Source organism: uncultured Dokdonia sp. (genome assembly GCF_947496725.1).
Classification (GTDB): Bacteria; Bacteroidota; Bacteroidia; order Flavobacteriales; family Flavobacteriaceae; genus Dokdonia.
This window is the reverse complement of sequence record NZ_CANMDS010000003.1, coordinates 230,039-248,536: the sequence shown is the minus strand read 5'-3', so window position 1 is coordinate 248,536 and position 18,498 is coordinate 230,039. Positions and strand designations below refer to the sequence as shown.

The window sequence follows — 18,498 nt, the reverse complement described above, 5'->3', positions numbered from 1 at the left end:
TAAGATTTTCTTTCAATATATTGACGTTTTGAATGTCTTATTTTGGTTATAATTACGCTTTCGCGAAAGCATAAAACACCATAAAACAAGTTGCAAAGTTACTTAAAAAGAAATGTAAAACTTAGGCCCTTCTTAGCCTAGAAATAATCTTCCAGCCAAGACCTATAAGTAACAATACAATCACTAGTGCAAGTATAGGCGAAAAGATACTCGCTACTGAAACTGTAGTCGCTGCAATGGTTTCTGTACCCGCAACTAGTGGGTTTGCAATACCGCCTGTAGTTGCTGTACTCCCTAATCTGGTGGCGCTCGCAGTACCAGAAACAGCTGCCGCTGCTCCGCCACCAGCAATGATGGCCAGTGCCCAAGTAATAGTAGGATCCATATCTCCCATAGTAGCTACCATAAGTAATGTACCCGCGATTGCAGCTAGTGGTACAGATATCGTATCCAGTAGGTTATCTACCCAAGGAATAAAATAGGCTCCTACTTCAAATAATGTAGCAACACCAAGTAAAACTAGTGCCGGAACGCTACCTACCCACTGCCAAGTATCGTTTACTGGAAACCAACCAAAGTGGGCAGATAAACTTAAGACTAATAAAGGAACAAATACTCTAAAACCAGCGGCGGCGGCAAGTGAAAATCCTAATATGATACTTACTATTAATTCAAAACTCATAATTGTTTACTTATTTATATACAGACGTTATAATCAAAAAACTAGCCATAAATATATAACTATCTAATCCATAGCCCCGATTGTAGTGAAAATCCCGCAAGAGCTGGCGTAGACGCGATGAGGAATTGTAGCGTAAAGCGGGAAATAGCTCCTAAAGCAATTTTCTATAACAACGCTACTCTGCTTCTACAAACATTTCGTCTTTAAAACCTATTAAGTACAGCTTACTTTTTGATCTAGTTATAGCTGTATACAACCATCTTAAATAATCTTTATTCATCCCGTCTGGAAGGTAGGGTTGCTCTATAAAGACATTTTCCCACTGCCCACCTTGTGATTTGTGACAGGTAATAGCATAAGAGAATTTAACCTGCAAGGCATTAAAGTATTTGTTGTTTTTTATTTTTTGGAAGCGTTTGTAATTCGAAGTTTCGTCTACATAGTCTTTTTGAACTTCTTTATAGAGCCGATCTCCATCTTCATAAGGTAGTGCTGGTGTTTCTAGTGTGAGCACATCTAGCATAACAACTGTCTCAAATGGTTGCATTTGTGGGTAATCTACCATTTGCACTTTTACCTCTGCAAAGCGAAAGCCGTAGAGTTCCTTAATAGCTAGTATTTCTAATACTTTTACAATATCACCGTTTGCAATAAATCCAGCATCACTTTTTGCATCTAGCCAGAAGTAATTATTTTTTACCACCATTAAGTGGTCTCCTGCAGATATTTCTTCTTCTTGAAAGAGAATACGATTTCTTATTTGCTGGTTATATAGGTTTGCTCTTTTGTTAGATCTTACAATAATTGCAGTTTCTTCTGTACCTACAGAGCTGTAACAATCATTAATGGCATCCATAATCTCGTGTCCATCTATGAGCCTAACAATATCGTTATACCCTTCTAATTCAAATTTAAAATCTTCATAAAACCCTTCTGATAGCTGTTCTCTCAGAGAAGTGGCATTCATAAGTATACCACTATCTTCTCCTTGACGCATTACCTCGTCCAGCTGTATAGTCTCTACGGTTTTATTAAACTGCAATGATAAAACATCAATATCTAGAGCTGGTGACATCTCAAGTTTTACAGGCGGTAACTGTGCCTCGTCACCTACTAAAATAAGTTTGCATTTATAACCACTATAGACATATTGCATCATATCATCTAGCAAAGATCCATTATCAAAAAACTTTGAACTTGTAGCTTTATCTGATATCATTGAAGCCTCATCAACTATAAAGAGGCAGTTTCTATGTTTATTGGGTTGTAGCGTAAATGAGACGCCACCTCCACGTTCTTTTTTTGGAAAATAAATTTTGCGATGTATTGTGTAGGCCTGTTTTTTACTGTAGTTACTAGCAACCTTTGCAGCTCGACCCGTAGGAGCCATAAGCACTGATGACATTTTTGCGTGCCATAGATTCTTTACTACCGTCCCTATAACGGTAGTCTTACCAGTCCCGGCAAACCCTTTAAGAACGAATACTTTATCTTTAGAATCATCAAATAAAAAAGTAGATAACTGCTCTAACAACCTATCTTGTTTTAAAGTAGGTGTATGTGCAAAATCTTTAATTAACAGCTTATAGAATGCTCGTGAATCTTTTATCATAGAAGGCTTAGAATGCAACGAAATTACGCAAAGGAAAAATGAGATAATAAATTTTTGTAAGTAAAAAAAAATTGTAGATTTGTTGTTCACCATAACTAATTTAAACAACATTACATGAAACTAGTATTACAGCTTGTACTTTGGGTAGTAATTGCCGCATTAGGTTACCTTCTTTTTAACGCAATTTGGGGAGAAGTAAAATTTAATGAAGTTAAGGAAGCGCGTTATAGTGCTGCCATAAAAAATATGCGTGATCTTAGACAGGCGCAACTAGCTCATAAAACCGTTACAGGAACTTACGAGAAAGACTTTGATAAATTAGTACGTTTTATAGATACTGCAGAATTTACAATTACTCAGCGTAGAGATACAACAGTACTTGATGAAGAAAAGACAAAGCGTTTCCGTGTTGATACCTTTAAAGAAATAGTTGTAATTGATACACTAGGTACTCGCCCAGTAAAAGATTCTCTATTTAAAGGATCTGATCGTTACAAAACGATGATTAACGTACCTGTAGAAGGTGTGAATGCAAAATATACTATGGACGCTGGTCAGATAGAAAAGAGTAACACTATGTATCCTGTGTTTCTTATCTCTGTAAAGAAAGATGTATTACTTGCAGACCAACCTAAAGATTATGTTGCTAAAGAAAAGCAAATCGTATCTGTAGATGGTGTTAATGGAGATGCACTTACCGTAGGATCTATGGAAACTATTAATACAAATGGTAACTGGCCTAAGAGTTATGGGGCTAATGACTAGTCAAGACAATACAAACTCATTATATAGTCTGTCCATCCAAATACATTTGGATGGACTTTCTTTTTTTACTCAAAACATCCATAGTAAAGAAGTCATTGATGCACAGATTATTGCATTTAGCACGCAAGTAAATCCTGCTACGCTACTTACTGAAGTTCAAAATGCATTTAAAGATAGTCTCGTGCTATCTCAAAATTTTGATAAAGTAACTGTGGTATATTCAAATGAGTTATTTACAGTAGTGCCTAGCGCATTATTTGACCCTACAAAGGGAGCAGATTATTTAAAGTTCAACACAAAGATTCTTAGTACAGACCATATTGCACACGATAGTATAGACTTTTATGACATCGTTACCGTGTATGTGCCCTATACTAACGTAAATAATTTTTTCTTTGATACTTTTGGATCATTTGATTATTATCATAGCACGACTATTTTTACAAAATACCTTTTAGGTAAATTTACAAGTGGCGAAGATCCTCAAGTACTTATCAACCTACAAGGCTCTTATTTTGAAATGGGAGTTGTGCAACATAAAAAACTCTTATTTGTAAACCGCTTTGAAATACGAAGTAAAGAAGATTTCATATACTACGTACTTTTTACAATGGAGCAACTAGAACTAAGCTCAGAAACCACTGCTGTAGTTCTTACAGGAAGCATTACAAAGGAAGATGCATATTATAAAATCGCACACACCTATATAAGACATCTCACTATTGCAGATGCCGAACATTCCCAAATACAACAAGCCCAAGCAATACTTGGCAGTTTATTATGACACGTATCATATCTGGAAAATATAAAGGCCGAAGAATCGCGGCACCAAAAAAGCTACCCGTACGCCCTACTACAGATATGGCAAAGGAGGCCCTTTTTAATATTATAAGAAGTAACTATCACATAAGCCAGCTTAGGGTGTTAGACCTCTTTGCAGGCACTGGCAACATAAGCTATGAGTTTGCCTCTCGTGGTACAGATCAAATTACTGCGGTAGATGGTCATTATGGTTGTGTGCAGTTTATAAATAAAACGTCACAAGAGTTTGATTTTTCTATACACGCCATAAAAAGTGATGTCTTTAAATACTTGGAACGTGCAACAGGCAGTTACGACATCATATTTGCAGATCCTCCGTACGACATTGATATTAAAGAATTTGAAAAGATTGCAACACTGGTATTTAAGAATAATCTTTTAGACCAAGATGGTGTTCTCATCATTGAGCACGGTAAGTATTCTAAACTTGATAGTTTTATAAACTACGTACAAACCCGTCATTATGGTGGTAATGCCTTTAGTTTTTTTGAACTACCAGAAAGTGATGAAGAAGAATAAGAACGCTTTCGCGAAAGCGTAACAACATACAGTAAAATTAATAAATCCCGCTAGTTGCGGGATTTATTGTTATTTAGATTTATTTGTATTCATAAAATAAGCAGGCCTATAAGCCGGATTCTGTTCAATCTAGATGCTTCTAGAAATTCCTTATTATTTATCTGGGATTATCATTACTAATAATCTCTATCTGTCTACCCTCCCACAACGCGCGGATCGCACTTAACTGTGAGTATACTTGACATTGCACCGCATAGAGTTTACCTGGGTTCGCTACAGCATTACCTGTACATTCTTTCTGTTGCACTTGTCCTCTCCCAAAACGAGTTTGGGATGACGGCTGTTAGCCGCTATGCTATCCTGTGGTGTCCGGACTTTCCTATCCATTACTGGATCAATAAGGCGGCCTGCTAGCGCAAAGGTAGTCTAAGTATGACAAGGGAGCAATAGATACTCCCTTATCATTACTAGTTTATGCAGAATTTCTACTCGCATTTATGTTTCCAAAGAGTGATCTCGTTACCATACGCTCATATACTTTTGCCTTATCTGTTTGCTCACCAGAGCGTTGCATATCTTGTATTGCTCTCAATGCATACTGCTGTATGGTAAGTAATGGCAATACAATGCGTTCTCTTTCTTGTATAGACGCTTTACCTGCCTTCTCATTTTCCATAAGTTCTGTGAGACCAGCTACTTCTAGCATAAGACGCTTGCTACGTTTGTACTCTTCAAAAAGCAACTTCCAGAACTCACCAAACTCTTGATCTTCTTGCATATATGCTGTAAGTCCAAAGAATGACTTTGTAAGACTCATCATACTATTCTCAAGTAACGTTCTAAAGAATGAACTATTCTTATATAGCTGCTTGACATCCTCTAGTTTACCAGCATCTTCAAAAGAGGCAAGTGCTGTTCCTACTCCATAAAAACCTGGCACGTTTTGCTTGAGTTGACTCCAACTACCTACAAATGGAATCGCTCTAAGATCCCCAAAGTCTAAGGTACTTTTTTGAGAGCGCTTGCTAGGGCGGCTACCTATATTAGTCTTTGCATAATACTTAAGGGTAGACATACGCTCTAGGTATGGCAAGAACTTATCGTGTCCTTTAAATGCCGTATAAGCCTCATAACTCTTTTGTGCGAGTGCTTCTAGCGTTTCTCTATCTGATGGTGAGATATCATTATGTGCTCCCTTAAAGACCTCGTTATTAACACCACTACTAAGTAGTTGCTCTAGATTGTACTGGCAAGAATCTACCGTTCCAAAATTAGAACTTATAGTTTGTCCTTGTACTGTAATCTGAATTTCTTGTGCTTCTATATTAGGTCCTAATGATGCATAAAACTGGTGTGTTTTACCACCTCCACGTGCTGGTGGTCCTCCTCTACCATCAAAGAAAATTACGGTTACCCCATACTTTCTAGACATAGCGGTCATTGCCTCCTTAGCCTTAAAGATACTCCAGTTTGCCATTAAATAACCACCATCTTTGGTTCCGTCAGAAAAGCCTAGCATTATAGTCTGTCGCATACCTCGACTCTTTAAGTGTTTACTATATGTACGATTTGTATACAGTGCTTCCATCACAGCGGGTGCAGCGATAAGATCTGGTACGGTCTCAAATAGTGGTGCCACATCTGCCGTAGGAGATTCCCAGTCACACAGTCTTAAAAATGTAAAGGCTTGCATCACGTGCAGTGCGCTTTTTGAGTTACTTATGATATATCTGTTTGAGCCACGCTCACCATTTTCGTCTTGAATGGTTTTCATCGCATAGATAGAGCCAAGGGTTTTAGTCACAACTTCCTCTTCAAAACTTTCTGGATCTAGCGCTCCGTGCACGTTATTTAAGAAGTCTATTTGCTCGTTTTCGCTTAAAGCGAGATAACCCTCCGGAAAAATCTTTGTCCCATTTATAGTTGCATTTTCAACAATTTGCTCAAAAACTATTTTATGAATACTACTATCCTGACGTATATCTAACGATGCAAAGTGAAGTCCAAAAAGCTCCACTTTATGTATGAGGCTATCTATTTTATCAAGATATAGGCTCTGGTGCTTTTCTCTTACTACATCACGTATATCTTTAAGTGTTTTGAGAATAGACGCTTGTGAGATAGCTGGTTTCTCTTCAGAAAAAATGGCTGTATACAGTTGATCTTCTAGTTCTGAAAGTGGTGCCTCCGTACCTCTAAAGGTGATTCTTCTCCTTAGTTGCTTCACCTCTCTATAGTAATTTCTCAATACAGAGCTGCGCAACTTTCTAGCAACCTTAAGTGTAATGGCTGTGGTAACAAATGGATTACCATCACGATCCCCTCCTGGCCAAAAACCAAGATCTACCAGCGTGTTACTGAAACTTTCATCTTGTATTAAATGCTTATGCAGGTAGTCATATATAGCTCCCGCACTGTGATAAAATACATTCTCAAGATACCAAATAAGACTCACAGCCTCATCATATGGTGTAGGTTTTTCCTTTTTAAAGAATGGCGTTTTACCTAACTGTGCTAGTAGCGTTTTTATATCTTCAAGACGATCTTCTCTTATTGCTGCACTTAGGTCATTTATAATACCAAGCACTACCCCTGGGTAAAATTGTGTAGGGTGTGCAGTAAGTACAGGGCGTATGGTAAACCTGTTTAAGTAAGAGATGAGCTCTTCCTTTTTACCAGTTGCCTCTGCCTCTTCTTTAATATTACGCAGGGTACCGCGACCATCCATATTATTTACAATACGATATGAAGCATCCTCTATTGCATCAAAGAGTACTACTTGACGCTCTATATATTGTATAAACTTAAAGAGTAAATCTTCTCGCTCCTTTTCGGTTGCATCTCGCATATAGCGTTCAAAGAAGTACTCAATAATTTCTGTTGGGTTTTTATTATCTCTATATCCTTCTGTACAAATAGAATGAAACAAAGGCAAAAGTACTCCCGTATTTGAAATACCATCAAAGGGAAGCGTCATAAATATTCCATTATAGACTTCGTATTTTGACTTTACATTTGCATTAAAACGCTCTATTTTCGGCTCTCTTGACATCTGTTAATATTTTTATTAAAAATACGTAAACCACAAGTATCGCACGCTTAGCAAAGTCAGTTTTGGCAATCTCACAATAAAAGACCGCCTTTGTTTTAATATGTATTATTTGCAATCGATTTCGAGCATTTTTATTTCATTATATCTAACTATTACTTTTACTAGTTATGAGTACGCTTTCGCGAAAGCGTAATACTATCTATTATAGCAGCTTGTTTTTATAACCTTATAGTACTCTCTATTACAAACTGTTAACTCTATAACATAAAAAAGGCCAGCAAAAGCTGACCTTTAATAGTAGTTTATAGAATGAAATTACTCAAAATCTGCATTTGTGATTCCTTCGTTAACTTTAATTTCTGTCACATTAAAATCTATAGATTGTGGGCCAAATGACTGACTTAATACAAAAGGAAATTTGATTCCTCCCACATCTTGATATTTACTAAAGGTGATAGACGTTTTTATGGTCTGACCTTGCATTTCTTGTATAGTTACCTCCTGAAGTTTAAGCCCCGTTTTTGTACTGTAGTAGTTCATTTTACCATCTGCTACTTTAACGACATAAGCATCTTCTCCATTTACTTTTTCTATACCTTCTAGGCTCGCTCCACCGTTTAACCAGTTTACTTCTGGAAACGGAGATGACTCAGATTTTACCTTCTCTACATCTTCTCCTTCTAGATCTTTGCGTTGCCCTTGTACAACCACATATCCTTTATCTCCATCGAGTACTTGTTTTGAAACTGAGTTCCCTCCCATCATAATGTTTTGTACAAACTGCTCTTTTGTAGTTTTTTTAAGTTCTAAGTCAAGCGTCATACCTTGCATAGCTCCTTGTGCTTTGATATAAACCGAGTTTACCGCAGCAAGCTTATCTTTACCACCTATAGCAGCAATGTAAGATTCTAGGACCTTATTTACCGTAAGATCTGCAGGAAGTTCCTTTTTGAATTCTGGTTTTTCTATTCCTTCACCGTATACGTCAAAGTACTTTACAGGGATAGTCTTACCGTCTATAACCACCTTACTTAGATTATCTATCACCTCACTACCCTTACCAGTCACAACGATTCTTGCGTTATCACCTTTAAATAGTTTACTAGCTGCATTTTGTACATCTTTTTGAGATACCTTATCTATATTAGAAAGGTAGTTTTTGTAAAAATCTTTAGGGAGCCCTTTACTCTCAATATTATATGCATAGTTTGCAATAGTTTGTGGTCGCTCTAAAGCGAGTACAAAACTTCCAGTGTACTTTGCTTTTGCATTTGCTAGCTCTTCTGGCGATACAGGCTCAGACCCTATACGGTTAATCTCTTTTACAATCTCTACCACAGAGCTATCTGTAACTGTATTACGCACACTTGCTGTAGCGCTAAAACGAGTTACTGTCTTTTCATTAGAACCTATTCTAGAATAAGAACCATAAGTATATCCTTTATCTTCACGTAGGTTATTAAAAAGACGGGCTTCTCCTCCACCTCCTAAGATGTTATTTGCAATAAGAGCTGGAAAATAATCTTGGTCTGTCATTTTGAGCTCAACAGTATTTTGAACTGCAATTTCTGACTGAACGGCATTGTCCATATTAACAAAGTTGATTTCTGTAGTAGAGACATTTTGCTTTTCAGAAAATGGTGTTTCTGGTATAGTTCCTTTTTTCCACTTCTTGAAGTTGTCTTTTACTACCTTCTTTACGGTATCAAAATTTACATCACCTATAATGATTAAGTAACCATTATTAGGTCGAAAGTAATCTGAATGAAACTTCTCAACATCTGCAAGTGTTACATTATTTACAGTCTCCTCTGTAGTAAACTCTCCATAAGGGTGGTCTGCACCATAAGCTAGTACACTTTGTACTCGACCAGCGATAGCTGTCACACTCTTCTCATTAGATTTTAATCCTTCTATGAGACGTTCCTTTTCTTTATCAAACTCTACTTGTGTAAAATTTGGATTTATACCAGCATCTGCAGTAAGTTCAACTAGACGTTCAAAATACTTAGATAGACCGCTTGCAAATGCGCTCTGAGACCCAAAGCTAATGTTTGCTCCAAGGTAATCTACCTCTTCTTCAAACACATCTTTTGCAATACTCTTTGACCCTTTACCTAACATAGATGAAGTAAGGGCAGCTACTCCAGCCTTTTCTCCCTCTACAATAAGAGGGTTATCTATAGTAAGTTGTATAGATACTCTAGGTAGCTTTTTATTTTCTACAACTAGTACTTTGAGACCATTTTTAAGCTCAAAAGAAGCTGGGTCTTTAAGATTAATCTCAGGAGCTGGACCCGGCTCAGGTTGTTTACTTCTGTCCACTTGTGCATAACTAGCTGTTGCTAGCAATAACATTGCACCTATTATAATATTCTTCTTCATTATTTTTCTTTTTGAGATTCTGGTAAGTACTCTAATATTACACGCTCATTTTGTTTAAGATATTTGATAGCTGCTGCCTTAATATCTTCTCTAGTTATTGATCTATAAATATCAATCTCAGTATTAATAAGATTAGTATCATCATATAACATATAGTTGCGCGCTAGTGAGTTTGCAATACCTTCTACACTACTGTTAGAGTTTACAAAACGGTTTTCAAATTTGTTCTGAAGCTTCTGGTAGTCTCTTTCTGAAATTAAAGTTGTTTGAAGCTTTACAATTTCCTCATCCATCTCTGTAATTAAATCATCTAGAGAGTTATCACCTAGTGGTAAAGCACCTATTAAATATGATCCATAATCTTCTTGTGCACCACTAAAAGCAAATACTTGTAGCGCCTTTTTCTTAGTGTCTACTAATTTTTTATAAAGTCTAGAACTCTTACCATCACTTAATACTGATGATACCATATCGAGCACATAAGCATCCTTCTCTGTTTGAGCAGGTGTTCTATAAGCTAGAAAAATAGCAGGTATCTGTATATTAGAATCATAAAACGTCTCTCTTACTGGTACTACAGGATCTTCCTTAAAAGTATTACGTACAATATCCTTTCCTCTAGGTATAGGTGCAAAATACGTATCAATCATCTTTTTTGTCTCTGCAACATCAATATCTCCAGCCACAACGAGCACGGCATTATTAGGCACATAATATGTATCACTAAATTTTTGAAAATCTTCTAGTGTTGCACTAGCGAGATGATCAAGAGACCCTATGGTAGTCCAACGGTATGGGTGCTTCTTAAAAAGCATCTTACCTATTACTTCTTGAAAACGGCCGTAAGGTTGATTGTCCACTCGTAAGCGCTTTTCTTCTTGAACTACTTCTTTTTGAGTATCAACACCTATTTGATTAATAATAGGGTGAAGTAAACGCTCAGACTCCATCCACAGACCAAGCTCTAGGTTATTAGAAGGAAAGACTTCATAATAATAAGTACGGTCTTGTGTTGTATTTGCATTGTTTTTACCTCCGTTAGAAGTAACTATTTTAAACCACTCACCACGCTCAATATTTTCTGTCCCTTCAAAAAGAAGGTGTTCAAAAAAGTGAGCAAATCCTGTTTTACTTGGATCTTCATCTTTTGCTCCTACGTGATACATAACAGATGTTGTTACTACAGGTGCGCTGTTATCTTGGTGTAAAATAACGTGCATACCGTTATCAAGATCATACTCTTCAAAGCTAACTTCTTGTGCTGTAAGGACTACGCCACTCAACATAAAAGCTGCCAAAGCATACATTTTCTTTTTCATATTAAAAATTAAAATTAGTGTTAGTACGTAAGTCGCAATCGTTGTAAATTGTTACAACTTACTAGAGTAAATTTAAGAACTCATTATACTAACAGCAAGCCTAGGCAGTAGTTATCATCTCACTGGGAACTGGTTTTTAGAACTTTATGATTTCTGTTTAACTTTAATATAATTTAGCACACTCATAATTTAAGTTATCAGTATTTTTAATTTTTATAAATTCATTTATGCATCGCACCTTTCTAGCAGTCATTATACTATTTTTTACCAGCGGGTTTATAGCTGCTCAAGATCTTGCAGTACTAAAATATAAAGGAGGTGGAGACTGGTACAGTAATCCCACTGCCCTGCCTAATCTCATACGTTTTTGTAATAAGAACATAAACACAAAGATGAATGACAAACCAGAATCTGTAGATGCTGGTAGTATTGACGTTTTTCAATACCCACTGCTGCATATGACGGGTCACGGTAATGTACTTTTTACAGACGACGATGTAGAGAACCTTAGGGATTACCTAACTAGTGGCGGTTTCTTACACATAGATGATAATTATGGAATGGCTGAGTATTTACCTAAGGAACTCAAAAAGATTTTTCCAGACCAAGAGCTTACAGAGCTTGCCGCTAGCCACCCCATTTTTTCTAGTGCTTATAAATTTCCGAAGGGACTACCCAAAATACACGAACACGATGGAAAGAGACCACAAGCACTAGGGCTCTTTTATGAAGATAGACTCGTCGTATTATTTACAACAGAATCAGACATAGGAGATGGCTGGGAAGATTCAGAAGTACACGGTGACCCAGAGAGTGTGAGACAAAAAGCGCTCAAAATGGGTGCAAACATAGTTAAGTATGCTTTTGAAAATTAACAACCAATAAATCAGTAAAATTGAAATTATATTACTACTGCAGTTCTTGTAAAAAAGAAAATAGTTTTAAGACTAAAGCTACAAACCGCTTTGAGCTACAAGAAGAAAGAGGAAACCACATAAACGAACGCTGTAACTCGTGTGGGTCTCAAGTTAAAAGAAGAGTAAATCGAGTGCACGCCAAACCAAACCTAGGTATTGTTTTAGCAGGTCTCGCTCTTGGGGTTATTACTGCACTATTTTTATGGAACCAAGGCCGGATTGCAACACTTACATTTACAATACCTATCCTTGCTTTTTCATATGCAAATAATATGGCGAGCAATTTTAACAAGGTAATGGTAGATGACAAGTAACTAATCATAAACAATATATAACTCACCCCTTGCAATTAACTCATACACATCACACCCCAGCTTCTCATAACAAAGAGATTATCATTGTATGTGATCACGTTTCTGGTCCGGCAAATGCGGGTAGCATTTTTAGGCTGGCAGATGCTTTTGGTGTACAAGAGATCATTTTTTGCGGCAACGCTCCAGATGTTACTAGTAGTAGACTACGTAAGACGGCTCGCAATACAGAACGTACAGTCCGCTTTCGCGAAAGCGAGAATATAGCGAATACACTTATTAATCTTAGAGAGCAAGGGTTTAACTCTATCGCACTAGAGATAGATTCTACAAGTATTCCCATTGCCGAAGTTCATATTGCTAATATGTCAAAAATTTCGCTTGTCATAGGAGCCGAAAGTACGGGTGTCACTCCAGAAGCTTTAGAACAATGTGCTGTGATTGCACATATACCTATGCACGGCATTAATAGTAGTATGAATGTAGCACAGGCCGCAGGCATCGCACTTTACGAGCTCACACGATAATAAAACCAGTATCTTTGACCTTTATATGAAGCCACTAAAAGCAAAAGAAATAAGTTATGGAATCTTACGCGCCGTAGGTGTCGTTGTGGGTATCTTAATCTTACTCTGGCTTCTTTATACCATACAAAGTGTGCTTGTTTATCTAGCCGTTGCAGCTGTACTATCACTAGTGGGTAGGCCTGTTGTAAAGTTTTTAAGGTACACACTTAAGTTTAGTCCAACCTGGGCAGCAATAGTCACAATATTTATATTATTACTGGTAATACTAGGTGTTTTTATGCTTTTTATACCGGTGGTTATAGACCAAAGCCAGCATCTGGGTCAGATAGATTTTGAAGAGGTAAAAGTTAATATTAATAGGCTCTTTGGCGAGATTGCAACTTATTTTGGTCTCGATAAGATGACTATAATACAAGGAGTTCAAGAGGCAGAGCTTGTAAAGAATTTTGATTTTAGTATCATCCCTGCATTTTTAAACGGAATTATAGGCAATCTAGGTGCCGCGGGCATTGGTACATTTGCTATTATATTTATTACTTTCTTCTTTTTAAAGGATAATAGATTGCTTGTAAATAGTTTACTCGCTTTCGCGAAAAAAGGCAACGAGGGCAAATTCTTACGCGTATTTGAAAAGATAAAATACCTTCTCTCTCGCTACTTTATAGGGCTCATAATACAAGTATTTACAATGTTTGTTTTATACGCTATAATACTCTTATCATTTGGTATAGAAAACGCGCTTGCCATAGCGCTCTTTTGTGCTGTACTTAACCTGGTTCCCTATTTAGGGCCTCTTGTAGGTGGCGCAGTTATGCTATTACTGGTTACCTCGAGTAATATTGAGATGGATTTTAGAACCATTATTTTACCTAAATTACTCTGGATCTCCTTATGCTATGGCGCAGCACAAATGGTTGATAATTTTGTGATACAACCTTTTGTTTTTGGTAACAGTGTGAAGTCACATCCGCTAGAGATATTCTTAGCTATTATTATTGCTGGATTGTTATTTGGAGTATTTGGGATGATACTTGCCGTTCCTGTTTATACCGCACTTAAAGTGATCTCAAAAGAATTTTTGAGCGAGTATAAGATTGTACAAAAACTTACACAAGACTTATAATGAACACCGCGCTTTTACAGCCTGAAGTGCGTGCTTATTTACAAGAGCACGAGCATACACCACTCCACGCTTTTATTTTAAAAGGAAGCCCTTTTAGTGATATTACAGTACAAGAGCTTGCACAACAACTTGAAGGTAAACGTAAAGCCAAAGGAAAATTACCGCGCTGGCATAACACCGCTGGTATCTTATTCCCGCCTAAACTCAATATGGAGCAAACCTCTTCTGAGGCAACGGCAAGTTACAAAGCCAGTATTATGCAAGGTACTACCCTAGCAGATGGTACAGGTGGCTTTGGTATAGATGCTTATCACTTTGCACAGACTAACAAGCAGGTAATCCACATAGAGATGGACGCCAGTTTATCAAGACTTGCACAGTCTAATGCAGAAGTTCTCAAGCAAGAAAACATAGAGTTTATAGTAGATGATTCAATGCATTATTTTGAAACCTGCGATACTCGTTTTGACACCATTTTTTTAGACCCAGGGAGACGTACAGATAGTAAGGGAAAAGTTTTTATGCTTAAAGATTGTCTACCTAATGTACCGCTTTACAAAAACCTGTTATTGTCAAAGTGTAACACCCTCTGGATAAAAACATCTCCCATACTAGACATTGCAGCAGGTATAGAAGAACTGCGCAGCGTGACCGAAATACACATTGTAGCTGTAAAAAATGAGGTGAAAGAGTTGTTATGGAAACTTACTTCACAGCGCTGTAAAGACATAAAGTTTACTGTTGTAAACTTACAATCATCAGATCCTGTAGTGAGTTTCTCTCATAGTGATGCTCTTATTGCGCAAGCTGTTATAGATATTCCTCAAAAATATCTTTATGAGCCTAACAGTGCCCTTATGAAGAGTGGCGCTTTTAACTGGGTGAGTACGTATTTTAATGTTTCAAAACTGCACGAGCACTCACACTTATATACCTCACGAGAGCTCATCTCATTTGCAGGCCGTCGTTTTGTGATAGAGAAGATTGTTCCTTACTCAAAAAGAATTGCAAAGGAATTAGGGATCACAAAGGCAAATATCACTACTCGCAACTTCCCTATGCAAGTAGATGTGATACGTAAAAAGTTAAAGATAAAAGATGGTGGAGATGTATACCTATTTTTTACCACGCTAGATGATGGTAAGAAAGTAGTTATCTCGACTAAAAAAGTGGCACAATAGCCCTACTTCTTTTTAGGAGGCATAGGTCCTCGCTTGTGTATTACTAGACCATTTAAAAAATTACGTAAAAACTGGTCACCACACTCCATAAATTTAGGATGATCTGGCTTACGAAAAATAGCTCCTAGCTCACTCTTAGAAACTTGAAAATCTACAAGCTTACATATCTCTATGATTTCATCATCTCGCAACTGCAGCGCAACTCGTAATTTTTTAAAGATATCGTTGTTTGTAAGTGCCATTTGTATCGGTTTTGAGCGCAAGTTACGGGTTAACAAACAAAATATCCCTACTTATTATTTGCAAAAACATCACAACACACCCTCATAAGACTATGTCATAAAATTGTCAAACACTATAAACAATGGGATGAGAGGTGATTACGCTTTCGCGAAAGCGTAAAAAAAGTATTTTAAAACAATAACACACAATTGTGAGTTTCTGGATTAAATAGCAGTAAGTTTGCAACTTAACATATTTAAATTATTATAATGCACAAAGGAACAGTAAAATTCTTCAATGAAACTAAAGGTTTTGGATTTATCAATGAAGAAGAAGCAAACCAAGAGCACTTCGTACACGTAACAGGACTTATCGATGAGGTAAGAGAAGGTGATGCTGTTGAGTTTGAATTAAAAGAAGGTAAGAAAGGATTAAATGCAGTAAACGTCAAAGTAATTGACTAAGCACATATAACTTTTTAGTTCACTTTTTTGAACTTGTAATGCCAGTCTCACGACTGGCATTTTTTTATTCTATAAATAGTACTTTTGCTCCTAATGGAAGAGAAAAAACAAACCCGTATCAATAAATACCTCAGCGAGGCTGGCTATTGCTCACGTCGCGCTGCAGATAAGCTTATAGACCAAGGTCGCGTTACCATAAATGGTAAGGTGCCAGAAATGGGTACAAAAATTACAGAAGGTGATGAAGTGCGCGTAAATGGTGAACTTATTACAAGCTCTACAGAAAAGCCTGTGTATATCGCTCTTAACAAGCCTGTAGGTATCGTTTGTACGACAGATACTCGGGTTGAAAAGGATAATATCATAGATTTTATAAACTACCCTTCTCGTATCTTCCCTATAGGTAGACTTGATAAACCTTCTGAAGGTCTAATCTTCCTTACTAATGATGGTGATATTGTAAACAAGATATTACGAGCTCGTAATAACCACGAGAAGGAATATGAAGTGTGGGTAGATAAGCCTATCACACCCTCGTTTATACAACAAATGAGTAATGGTGTACCTATACTGGATACCGTGACACGTAAATGCCACGTAGAGCAGTTAAGTAGATTTTCTTTTAAAATTATACTTACCCAAGGTCTTAATAGGCAAATACGCAGAATGTGTGAAGCGCTAGATTATGAGGTTACTCGCTTAAAGCGAAATAGGATTATGAATATTGAACTCGATGTACCGGTGGGTAAATGGCGTTACATTAGCGATACAGAGATGGAGGAGATTAATAGACTTGTCGAAGACTCTGCAAAGACGCATACAGATGCTCCTAAAGAACCTAGACATCCTAACCTACGCAGAAACAGGAATAGATAGTAAGGCGACATCATAAAATTAAAAAAGGTCAAGGAGAAATCTCCTTGACCTTTTTATTTACACACAAAATAAAATTACTTTTTCTTTGCTCTCTGGAGCGCCTCGTCTTTTGCTTCTTTTTTCGCAAGTTTAGATGGTTCTCTATGCACTCCGTTACCTATAGATATAGGTTGAGGGTCATCTCTCACGATGCGTCCATCTATCTCTTTTTCGCGCTCAGATTTGTTGGTTTCTTTTTCTTTCCTTTTCATAACTTAAAGATACTTTGAGAAAGCTATAAGAATGGTTAACAAGTCGTTAATCTTAGTTAAGCTTATTTTAATTCAAAACTTACAGAGATTTTTGTAGTGATTGTAAGCTCTCCTGGAGCGATGGTCTCCCCTCCTGCAGAGTTATCCATCTCCATAGACATCATTCTGGCCTTGTACATAGGAGGTTGTGGTGAAGCACTACCTTGCTCACTTATTTGTACTGCTTTACCTATAGTTTGACCTAAAGCACCAGCATATGCTGTGGCCTTATCTTTAGCATCTTTGATTGCTTTCACACGCGCGTCTGCCTTGAGAGCATCCATCTGTGAAGAGGTAAACTGTACGTTATCAATACGATTAATGCCAGAATTAAGAAGTCCTGCCATTACACCTTCATACATCTTTAAATCCTTGAGTTTTATGGTAAGGGTTTGGTTTGCATTATAGTTGTAGGTCTTACTGTTATAATCATAGTTTTTATTAAGGTTTATGTATTCTGTTTGTACATACTTACTATCTATACCTTGACTACGTAAAAACTTTATAACATTATCTATAGCTTGATCGTTTTCTGCTTTTACTTGTTTTGCTTCCTTTCCTTGATTTTCTACGCGCACGCGTATGTTTACACCGTCTGGCACTACCTTAACAATACCTTCACCGGTAACATTTACTAAGGGTTGCATTGTGTTGTTTTGAGCAGATATAGACATTGTGATTAATAGAATTAATGCGGTTATATATTTCATAATTATTGGTTTTTTGTTTCTCTCAATATAAAAACAATAGAAGAGGTTTCCTTAAATCTTTCCTAATTTAAAAAGAATAAAGAAAGCAATAATAGGTAAAGCTAGGGCAATAACTATTAAAAGTCGCTCTTCTAGGAGTATAGGCGCAGAGATAATTGCAATTACATATCCAGCAATAGCTCCCCCAAAATGGGCATCGTGCCCTATATTATCATTACGCTTCACCATACCATAAATAGAGTAAATCATATACCCCACTCCAAATACCCAACCTGGCATAAAGTAAATTTCTAACCTTGGGTTGAGAAGTATCCCAGCATACACTACACCCATTACTGCACCACTAGCTCCTACTGCAGAGTAGTGATACTCATCTTTATGTAGAAAATAAGAAAGTAAATTTCCTAATAGTAAACTAGAAACATACACAAGTAAAAATCTAGGTACGCCTATAGTGTAGATAACAGCATTTGCGAAGAAATATAGCGTGAGCATATTAAATAACAAGTGCTGCGTATTTGCGTGTAAAAAGGCAGAAGATACCATACGTACTTGCTCTCCTCTACGTATAGCTCCTACGTTAAATTTATATTTTTCAAACATTGAGTAGTTTTTAAAACCACTCATAGAGAATAAGACATTTGCTAAGATAATTGCAATTGTAACTGGATGTAAATCCGCCATAAATACTAAGTTTTACTTGTAAAGATAGCTATATTTG

The 18,498-nt window shown here is 36.9% G+C and carries 19 protein-coding genes and 1 other RNA gene; 10 read left to right on the top strand and 10 right to left on the bottom strand.

Annotated elements, in window-relative coordinates:
* Positions 1 to 121 precede the first annotated feature (121 nt).
* Positions 122 to 682, bottom strand: coding sequence for a DUF4126 domain-containing protein (locus Q0948_RS07965; protein ID WP_298350772.1), 561 nt, complete (start codon positions 680 to 682; stop codon positions 122 to 124).
* A gap of 175 nt (positions 683 to 857) precedes the next feature.
* On the bottom strand, positions 858 to 2,294 hold the full coding sequence (locus tag Q0948_RS07960) for an AAA family ATPase (protein ID WP_298350775.1): 1,437 nt from the start codon (positions 2,292 to 2,294) through the stop codon (positions 858 to 860).
* A gap of 114 nt (positions 2,295 to 2,408) precedes the next feature.
* Between Q0948_RS07960 and Q0948_RS07955 the strand changes: the two genes are divergently transcribed.
* Genes Q0948_RS07955 through Q0948_RS07945 form a run of 3 tightly spaced genes read left to right on the top strand, consistent with a single transcriptional unit; the run spans position 2,409 to position 4,400 of the window.
* Positions 2,409 to 3,059: a hypothetical protein gene (locus tag Q0948_RS07955; RefSeq protein ID WP_298350777.1), complete on the top strand. Its 651-nt coding sequence runs from the start codon at positions 2,409 to 2,411 to the stop codon at positions 3,057 to 3,059.
* Positions 3,022 to 3,843 carry a DUF3822 family protein gene (locus Q0948_RS07950; RefSeq protein ID WP_366880919.1) on the top strand — a complete coding sequence of 274 codons (822 nt, stop codon included), beginning with the start codon at positions 3,022 to 3,024 and terminating at the stop codon, positions 3,841 to 3,843. Before Q0948_RS07955 ends, Q0948_RS07950 begins: the two co-directional genes overlap by 38 nt.
* Positions 3,840 to 4,400, top strand: a complete 561-nt coding sequence (locus Q0948_RS07945) for an RsmD family RNA methyltransferase (RefSeq protein WP_298350783.1) — start codon at positions 3,840 to 3,842, stop codon at positions 4,398 to 4,400. Before Q0948_RS07950 ends, Q0948_RS07945 begins: the two co-directional genes overlap by 4 nt.
* Positions 4,401 to 4,493: 93 nt before the next feature.
* Here Q0948_RS07945 and rnpB read toward each other — a convergent pair.
* The 4 genes from rnpB to Q0948_RS07925 all read right to left on the bottom strand — a co-directional run bounded on the left by rnpB (position 4,494) and on the right by Q0948_RS07925 (position 11,156).
* Positions 4,494 to 4,814, bottom strand: an RNA gene (gene rnpB, locus Q0948_RS07940) — RNase P RNA component class A.
* Positions 4,815 to 4,872: 58 nt separating this feature from the next.
* Positions 4,873 to 7,452: a phosphoenolpyruvate carboxylase gene (locus tag Q0948_RS07935; protein ID WP_298350785.1), complete on the bottom strand. Its 2,580-nt coding sequence runs from the start codon at positions 7,450 to 7,452 to the stop codon at positions 4,873 to 4,875.
* A gap of 315 nt (positions 7,453 to 7,767) precedes the next feature.
* Positions 7,768 to 9,837 carry a pitrilysin family protein gene (locus Q0948_RS07930; protein WP_298350788.1) on the bottom strand — a complete coding sequence of 690 codons (2,070 nt, stop codon included), beginning with the start codon at positions 9,835 to 9,837 and terminating at the stop codon, positions 7,768 to 7,770.
* A complete protein-coding gene (locus tag Q0948_RS07925; protein ID WP_298350791.1) occupies positions 9,837 to 11,156 on the bottom strand; it encodes a pitrilysin family protein in 1,320 nt (439 codons plus the stop codon). The genes Q0948_RS07930 and Q0948_RS07925 overlap by 1 nt, the downstream gene beginning before the upstream one ends.
* A gap of 227 nt (positions 11,157 to 11,383) precedes the next feature.
* Between Q0948_RS07925 and Q0948_RS07920 the strand changes: the two genes are divergently transcribed.
* Genes Q0948_RS07920 through Q0948_RS07900 form a run of 5 tightly spaced genes read left to right on the top strand, consistent with a single transcriptional unit; the run spans position 11,384 to position 15,215 of the window.
* Positions 11,384 to 12,031 carry a DUF4159 domain-containing protein gene (locus Q0948_RS07920; RefSeq protein ID WP_298350794.1) on the top strand — a complete coding sequence of 216 codons (648 nt, stop codon included), beginning with the start codon at positions 11,384 to 11,386 and terminating at the stop codon, positions 12,029 to 12,031.
* A gap of 20 nt (positions 12,032 to 12,051) precedes the next feature.
* Entirely contained in the window at positions 12,052 to 12,387 is a 336-nt protein-coding gene (locus Q0948_RS07915; protein WP_298350797.1) for a hypothetical protein, read from the top strand.
* A gap of 29 nt (positions 12,388 to 12,416) precedes the next feature.
* Positions 12,417 to 12,911 (top strand): TrmH family RNA methyltransferase, encoded by a 495-nt coding sequence (locus Q0948_RS07910; protein WP_298350799.1) that lies wholly within the window; start codon positions 12,417 to 12,419, stop codon positions 12,909 to 12,911.
* A gap of 25 nt (positions 12,912 to 12,936) precedes the next feature.
* Entirely contained in the window at positions 12,937 to 14,034 is a 1,098-nt protein-coding gene (locus Q0948_RS07905) for an AI-2E family transporter (protein ID WP_298350802.1), read from the top strand.
* Entirely contained in the window at positions 14,034 to 15,215 is a 1,182-nt protein-coding gene (locus tag Q0948_RS07900) for a class I SAM-dependent methyltransferase (RefSeq protein WP_298350805.1), read from the top strand. Before Q0948_RS07905 ends, Q0948_RS07900 begins: the two co-directional genes overlap by 1 nt.
* 2 nt (positions 15,216 to 15,217) lie before the next feature.
* On the opposite strand, the gene Q0948_RS07895 is transcribed toward Q0948_RS07900, so the two are convergent.
* A complete protein-coding gene (locus Q0948_RS07895; RefSeq protein WP_021779201.1) occupies positions 15,218 to 15,457 on the bottom strand; it encodes a DUF1456 family protein in 240 nt (79 codons plus the stop codon).
* Positions 15,458 to 15,706: 249 nt separating this feature from the next.
* Between Q0948_RS07895 and Q0948_RS07890 the strand changes: the two genes are divergently transcribed.
* Positions 15,707 to 15,901: a cold-shock protein gene (locus tag Q0948_RS07890; protein WP_021779202.1), complete on the top strand. Its 195-nt coding sequence runs from the start codon at positions 15,707 to 15,709 to the stop codon at positions 15,899 to 15,901.
* A 93-nt stretch (positions 15,902 to 15,994) separates the two neighbouring features.
* Positions 15,995 to 16,777, top strand: coding sequence for a 23S rRNA pseudouridine(2604) synthase RluF (rluF, locus tag Q0948_RS07885; protein WP_021779203.1), 783 nt, complete (start codon positions 15,995 to 15,997; stop codon positions 16,775 to 16,777).
* 74 nt (positions 16,778 to 16,851) lie between these two features.
* Here the strand turns inward: rluF and Q0948_RS07880 are convergent, their stop codons facing one another.
* The 3 genes from Q0948_RS07880 to Q0948_RS07870 form a co-directional block, all read right to left on the bottom strand.
* A complete protein-coding gene (locus Q0948_RS07880) occupies positions 16,852 to 17,028 on the bottom strand; it encodes a hypothetical protein (RefSeq protein ID WP_298350813.1) in 177 nt (58 codons plus the stop codon).
* 62 nt (positions 17,029 to 17,090) lie between these two features.
* The gene (locus Q0948_RS07875; RefSeq protein WP_298350816.1) at positions 17,091 to 17,777 is read right to left on the bottom strand and encodes an SIMPL domain-containing protein; all 687 of its coding nucleotides are present in this window, start codon (positions 17,775 to 17,777) and stop codon (positions 17,091 to 17,093) included.
* Between the two features lie 51 nt (positions 17,778 to 17,828).
* The gene (locus Q0948_RS07870; RefSeq protein ID WP_035324710.1) at positions 17,829 to 18,461 is read right to left on the bottom strand and encodes a rhomboid family intramembrane serine protease; all 633 of its coding nucleotides are present in this window, start codon (positions 18,459 to 18,461) and stop codon (positions 17,829 to 17,831) included.
* Between the last annotated feature and the right edge of the window lie 37 nt (positions 18,462 to 18,498).